The sequence below is a fragment of the Pseudarthrobacter sp. Hb11 genome, assembly GCF_059383655.1.
This window is the reverse complement of the sequence record NZ_JBWZCM010000021.1, coordinates 21,357-27,784: the sequence shown is the minus strand read 5'-3', so window position 1 is coordinate 27,784 and position 6,428 is coordinate 21,357. Positions and strand designations below refer to the sequence as shown.

Sequence of the window (6,428 nt, the reverse complement as noted above, 5' to 3'; positions counted from 1 at the left end):
AACCACACCAGGACACGCCCCGAAACACCCCACCGGCCCCACCCCGCATCACCAACTACACACTTCCCCCGGCCCCGTTTTCGTCTGCCCCCGGGGCCATTGTCTTGCAGTGTTTTGTCCTTGTTCCTAGCGCCCCGCCGCGTAGCCCTGCGCGCCCCGGGGGTTGGCGGCAGCCTTTAGCACGCCTGTTTCCGGGTCACGCACCACTGCTGAAAGCCGGCCCAAAGCCCAATCCCCTGCCCGGGTAACCACGTGCCCGCGCTCTTCGAGTTCGCTGATCACGTCATCACCGAGGCGGTCTTCAACAACGGTCCCGCCCGGCGTCCAGGTGCGCGGCCAGAAGGACCCGGGGATAGACGTGGTGTGGAACGCGGGCGCGTCGATGGCCTGCTGGGGCTCGTAGCCACCCACAATCGTGCGGAGCAGGTACAGCAGCTGCCACTGGTCCTGCTGGTCGCCCCCCGGCGATCCGAGGGCAGCCACCGCCTTGCCGTCCTTCAGGACCAGCGTGGGAGTCAGCGTGGTGCGCGGCCGTTTGCCCGGGGTCAGGGTGGACGGGGCGTTGTCCTCGAGCCATGTCATCTGAAGCCGCGTGCCCAGGCAGAAGCCAAGCTCAGGGATGGTCGGGGAAGATTGGAGCCACCCGCCCGACGGCGTGGCTGACACCATATTCCCCCACTGATCCACGATGTCGAGGTGGCAGGTGTCCCCGCGCGTCTCCCCGGTGGGCATAACAGTCGGCTCACCGACGCCTGCGAAGGCAGGTTCGCCGCGTTCAGCGAGCGATGGCGGGAGGTACTGCGTGCGCAGCGGCGGAATGAAGGGCTCGTGGCCGGGCACCCGGCCGGGTCGGAACTCGTGCGAGGCCTGCTGGCCAATCAACTGCCGGCGCCCGGCCGCGTACTCCGGGCTCAACAGGTGGTCCAACGGCACCGCGGCGTCGCCGTAGTAGGCCTCCCGGTCAGCCATGGCCAGCTTCTGCGCCTCAAGGATGGTGTGCGCGCCGAGGGCTGTGGACGGGTCCAGATACTCGTCATCGAACCCGTCCAGGACCGCCAGCGTCTGGAGCAGCGCCGGGCCCTGCCCCCACGGCCCAGTCTTGGCAATGATGTGGCCCCGGAACTCAAGCGTGGCGGCGGGTTCGTAGCCTGCAGCGAATCCTGCGAAGTCCGCTTCCGTGATGACTCCTGCATGGTCCGTGCCGGAGGAGTGGCGGTGCGGCCCGGCGAGAAACGCGACGGCTGCCTTCGCAACGAAGCCCTCGCGCCACTCCAGCCGTGCGGCGTCGATCCGTGCTTCCCGGGATCCCGCCTCCTCCCCTGCCGGCGAGCCGGCGGCGATGAGCCGCTCAAGGACGCCGGCATAGGCCGGGTTCTTTACGATGTCGCCGCCCGCTGGGACTCTCCCGTCGGGCATCCAGAGGGCGGCCGACGTCGGCCAATGCTCGGTGAAAAGCCCCGCCACGGAGGCTATGGTGCTGCAGACGCGGCCCAGGACGGGGTGGCCGTTGCGGGCGTAACCGATGGCGAAGGACAGCACGTGCGCCAGCTCCCACGTGCCGTGGTCGCGCAGGAGGAGCAGCCAGGCGTCGACGGCGGCCGGGACGGCGGCGGCGAGCGCGCCGGCGCCGGGCACCAGTTCCAGCCCTTCGGCCAGGTAATGCTCCCGGGTTGCCGCGGCCGGAGCAGGACCCTGCCCCATCAGCACCACCGGCTCGGAAGGGTTGCCGGCGGTGACAAACACGCCCGTCATGTCCCCGCCCGGACCGTTCAGGTGCGGCTCCACCACGTGAAGGACAAATGCTCCGGCGACGGCGGCGTCGAAGGCGTTCCCGCCCCGCTCCAGAACCGCCTGGGCGGATGCCGTGGCCAGCCAGTGGGTGGATGCCGTCATGCCGAAAGTGCCCTGAAGGGTGGGGCGGGTGGTGAACGTGTGCGCAGGCGTGTAGGTCACGCTTGATTCTTTCGGCTGGTGGGCGGGAGGTCCAAGGCCGTTGCCGCGCGTGTCGCCGAACAGGGTTATGCGGGAGGCAGCGGACAGGGACAGCAAGGCTAATGATTTTTCACGGCCCGCCCGCGGCGCCCGGTCCGTCGAACAGTGCGCTGTTGCTGCCCTGAGGCACCACAACGTGAACCGCATTGCGCTCGATGGTGAAGTCGGCCGGCGTGATCGCGGCAATTTCGCCGTCGAGGTTCACCGACAGCGGCGGCTCGGTGACAAGCCGGACACGCCGGCTGGTCAGATGGTACACCCGATCGTGCTTGACGAAACTTCCGTCCTTGAGCAGACGGGCGATACTCACGTGGTCGCGGAGCGGCCCCGCCGGGATGGCGTAGATGTCCAGGGTGTGATCGTCGATCCCTGCCGTTGGGGAGACCATATTGCCGCCGCCGTAGTGCCGGCCGTTCCCGACGGCCACCTGAAGCAGGTTCTCGAGCTCCATGGGCTCGTGGTCCCCCTCGGGGAACTCGAGCCGGGCCCTGAACGGCTTGTGCCGGGCATAGGCGCGCAGGGTGGCAACGCCGTAGGCCAACGGCCCGATGACCCTTTTCAGGCGGGGGCTGAGAGCCTCAGTAACGCCCACCGACAAGCCAACGGAAGCGACGTTGAGGAATGGCTGACCGTTGGCACGGCCGAGGTCGATGTCCACCACCTTCCCGTCGGCGATGGCAGCGCACGCCTCGGCCAAGTTACTCGGTATCTCAAGCGTTCGGGCGAGGTCGTTGGCCGTGCCCAGCGGTAATACGCCGAGCATGACGTCGGTGCCGGCAACTTTGCCGGCAGCGTAGGACACGGTTCCGTCACCGCCGCCGACAACCACCAGGTCGTTCCCGTCCACCACCTGGCCGAGGGCCCCGGACAGTTCCGCGCCCGTGACCACGCGGTGCACGGAGGTGACCGGCACGCCTGCGCTTTTCAACTTCTCCAATGCCAGTTCGTATGCCGCGGCCCCGCGGCGCGAACCAGCGTTGATCACTACGGCAGCAGAGCGCGCCTCCCGGGCAACCTTCATGTGGGACATGTTAAGTCGTTGACCTGTGGAAAGGGGTGCCGAAACCGATAGGACGTGGGTCGGCCTCGACAAGCTCCACCAGCGGACGGAGAGGTTGTGCGCGTTCCGCGCACAGGGCTTGCGCTAAACGCGCAGTCGCCCTATGATCTTAATCATGATCCGAGCCGGGTGGCTCGATCCCCCTCCCCACTCACTCCCCCCAACAATGAGGTTGATTGATGTCTGTTCCAATCAAGGCCACCATGGAGAAAGTTCCCGGCGGCATGATGTTGATTCCCCTGCTTATCGGTGCCCTTCTGGCCACTTTCGCACCGGATTCCGCTAAGTTCTTCGGTTCGTTCACCGGCGCCCTCTTCACCGGCGGCACCACCATCCTCGCCGTGTTCTATGTCTGCATGGGAGCAAGCATCGACATCAAGGCAACCCCGTACATCCTGAAAAAGGGCGGGGTCCTTTTCGGCACCAAGGTCCTGTTCGCGGTGATCATCGGCGTCATCGCCGGCAGGTTCATGACTGAACTTCCCATCGAGGGCGGGCTGCTTGCCGGCCTGTCCGTCCTGGCCATCCTGGCAGCCCTGAATGACACCAATGGCGGACTGTACATGGCGCTGATGGGCCAGTACGGCAAGCCCAAGGACGTTGCCGCGTACTCCGTCATGACGCTCGAATCGGGTCCCTTCCTGACGATGCTCACCCTGGGCGTGGCCGGCCTGTCGGCCTTCCCGTGGCAGGCCCTTGTTGGCGCCATCATCCCCCTGCTCCTCGGAGTCCTGCTGGGCACCCTGGACCCGGCAATGCGTAAGTTCCTCTCCTCTGCGGCCCCCGTTCTCATTCCGTTCTTCGCCCTGGCCCTTGGCTTCGGCCTAAACCTCGAAAAGGTGCTCAGTGCCGGCCTGCTGGGTATCGCACTTGGCCTGTTCGTGCTGATCGTCGGCGGCGCTGTGCTCTTCTTCGCTGACAAGCTGACCGGAGGCACCGGCCTGGCCGGCCTGGCGGCGGCCACCACCGCCGGTAACGCCGCAACCGTGCCCATGCTGGTGGCTGCAGCCAACCCTGCATACCTCCCCGCCGCCGGACCCGCCACGGTCCTGGTTGCCGCGTCCGTAGTGGTCACCGCCATCGGCTGCCCCCTCATGGTCGCCTGGTACGCCAAGCGCCTCAAGAATAAAGAGGCAGCCGCAACACCCGAGGTATCCGCAGCAGTATGAGCTCCTCCGCAGCTCCGCGATGGGCAATCATCGCCGACGACCTCACGGGAGCGGCAGATGCTGCCGCAGCCTACGGACCCTCAAACACCAGTTCCGTAATCCTCGACGTCGACGGCACCTGGCCTGAGGCAGAGATCCTTTCGATCAACACGGAGAGCCGCTACCTGGCCGCGGAGGAGGCAGCCTTGGCAGTCACCTCCGCCGTCAGGCGCGCCCTCGGGCAGGACCGCCGGGTCTTCAAGAAGATCGACTCGCTGCTTCGAGGCAACGTCGGTGCCGAGGTGGCGGCAACACTGGCAGGGATCGCCCAGGGCCACGGCAAGGGCCTGGCCATTGTGGCTCCGGCATTCCCGGCCACGGGCAGGACCACCCGGGGCGGCATCGTCCACGTGGGCGGCGTTCAAAACACTGCAGGAAGCTTCGGCGGCGACGTCTCCGGTGCACTTGCCGACGGCGGCCTCACCGCCGAAGCGGCGGCCGGAACTTCCGGACGCACGCCGGAGGAACTCGCGGCGCACCTGCGGGACGTGCAGGAACGCGGGATTGACGCCGTCGTACTGGACGCCTCCTCGGACCAGGACCTAAAGGTCATCGCGGCGGCTGCGGAACTGTTGGAGTTCCCGGCGCTCCTGGTGGGCTCGGGCGGACTGGCTGGGCATATTGCTGCACGTGAAGAAGGAACGGGTGCGCGGAATGCGCAGGTCCTCCGCATCAGCCGGACCCTGACGGTAATCGGCAGCTACTCCAGTCTTGCCCGTCAGCAGACCGAGGCACTCGTCGCGGCCGGCGCCGAGCACATCACGCTGGACCACAGCGCGCTGGAGGAGCCGGCGGTTGCCCGCCAGGTTGCAGATGCGATGACCCGGAGTGATGTGGTGCTGACGCCGGATCCGATGGGAACCATCGACAAGTCGCAGGCACTGGTTGTGGCAGAGGCCTTGGCCCGCGCCACCGCTGCCGGGATCGGGCACTGCGACGCGCTCGTCATGACCGGCGGGGAAACCGCCACGGCAGTCCTGAAAGCCCTCGGCGCCGGCAGCTTCACCGTCCTCGGGGAGATTGAACCCGGGGTGGTAATGAGCCTGCTGCCCGAACCCCTCCCCCTGCTGGTCACCAAGGCCGGCGCGTTCGGGGACGCCGGTACGCTGGCCCGGACCACACAATTTCTCACTGGCACAACGACTGAAATGAGCATCAAATAATGGGACGCCCGATAGTTGCCATCACCATGGGCGATGCAGCCGGTATTGGCCCGGAAATCATCGTCAAAGCCCTGGCAGACGCGGAACTCCGGTCAAAGGCCCGCATGCTCGTCATCGGCGACCTTCGCCGGCTGCAGCTTGCTGCGGACATCGTGGCCAGCCCGCTGACGCTGCGCAAGGTCGCGGCTCCGTCGGAGGCCCTGTTCGATGAGGGCACCATCGACGTCCTCGACATCGACTGCATCCCGGAGGACCTTGCCTGGGGCGAGCTTTCCGCCGCGGCCGGACACGGTTCCTACCTCTTCATAGAGAAAGCCGTTCAGCTGGCCATGGACCGCCAGGTGGATGCGATCTGCACCGGACCGCTGAACAAGGCAGCCCTGCACGCCGCCGGCCACAAGTACCCCGGCCACACTGAACTCCTCGCCGAACTGACCGGCACCGAGGAAGTGTCCATGATGCTGACCGCCCCCAAGATGCGCGTCATCCACGTCACCACCCACATCGGCTTGATCGACGCGATCGCCAAGATCAACGGTGACCTGGTGTACCGGACCATCAAGCGTGGACACGAGCTGCTGCAGGCCTCCGGGATCGAGAACCCGAAGATCGCGGTATGCGCCATCAACCCGCACGCCGGAGAAAACGGACTGTTCGGTTATGGCGAAGAGGCTGAGAAGATCCAGCCCGGCATCGAGAAAGCCCAGGCTGACGGCATCAACGCCTTCGGCCCGCTCCCGGCCGACACCCTGTTCTTCCTGGCCGGCCGCGGCGACTTCGACCTCGTCGTCGCCCAGTACCACGACCAGGGCCACGGCCCGGTCAAAGTCCTCGGCTTGGAGAACGGCGTGAACATCACCGTGGGTCTCCCCGTGGTTCGCACGTCCGTTGACCACGGCACGGCCTTCGACATCGCCGGCAAGAACATCGCCGACCACGAGTCGCTTCTTGAAGCACTGCGCCAGGCAGTGGACCTGGCGCCGACGCGCGAGGAAGCTCTCTAAA

General features: G+C 66.6%; 5 protein-coding genes. 3 read left to right on the top strand and 2 right to left on the bottom strand.

Annotated elements, in window-relative coordinates:
* Positions 1-126: 126 nt before the first annotated feature.
* Both AC50X7_RS18315 and AC50X7_RS18310 read right to left on the bottom strand, forming a co-directional pair.
* Complete coding sequence (locus AC50X7_RS18315; RefSeq protein ID WP_494980320.1) at positions 127-1,953, bottom strand: gamma-glutamyltransferase family protein; 1,827 nt, start codon at positions 1,951-1,953, stop codon at positions 127-129.
* 109 nt (positions 1,954-2,062) lie between these two features.
* Positions 2,063-3,013, bottom strand: a complete 951-nt coding sequence (locus AC50X7_RS18310; RefSeq protein WP_494980319.1) for a lipid kinase — start codon at positions 3,011-3,013, stop codon at positions 2,063-2,065.
* A gap of 218 nt (positions 3,014-3,231) precedes the next feature.
* Between AC50X7_RS18310 and AC50X7_RS18305 the strand changes: the two genes are divergently transcribed.
* Genes AC50X7_RS18305 through pdxA form a run of 3 tightly spaced genes read left to right on the top strand, consistent with a single transcriptional unit; the run spans position 3,232 to position 6,427 of the window.
* Complete coding sequence (locus AC50X7_RS18305) at positions 3,232-4,221, top strand: 2-keto-3-deoxygluconate permease (RefSeq protein ID WP_494980318.1); 990 nt, start codon at positions 3,232-3,234, stop codon at positions 4,219-4,221.
* Positions 4,218-5,423, top strand: a complete 1,206-nt coding sequence (locus tag AC50X7_RS18300; RefSeq protein WP_494980317.1) for a four-carbon acid sugar kinase family protein — start codon at positions 4,218-4,220, stop codon at positions 5,421-5,423. Before AC50X7_RS18305 ends, AC50X7_RS18300 begins: the two co-directional genes overlap by 4 nt.
* A complete protein-coding gene (gene pdxA / locus AC50X7_RS18295) occupies positions 5,423-6,427 on the top strand; it encodes a 4-hydroxythreonine-4-phosphate dehydrogenase PdxA (protein WP_494980316.1) in 1,005 nt (334 codons plus the stop codon). The genes AC50X7_RS18300 and pdxA overlap by 1 nt, the downstream gene beginning before the upstream one ends.
* Position 6,428 lies beyond the last annotated feature (1 nt).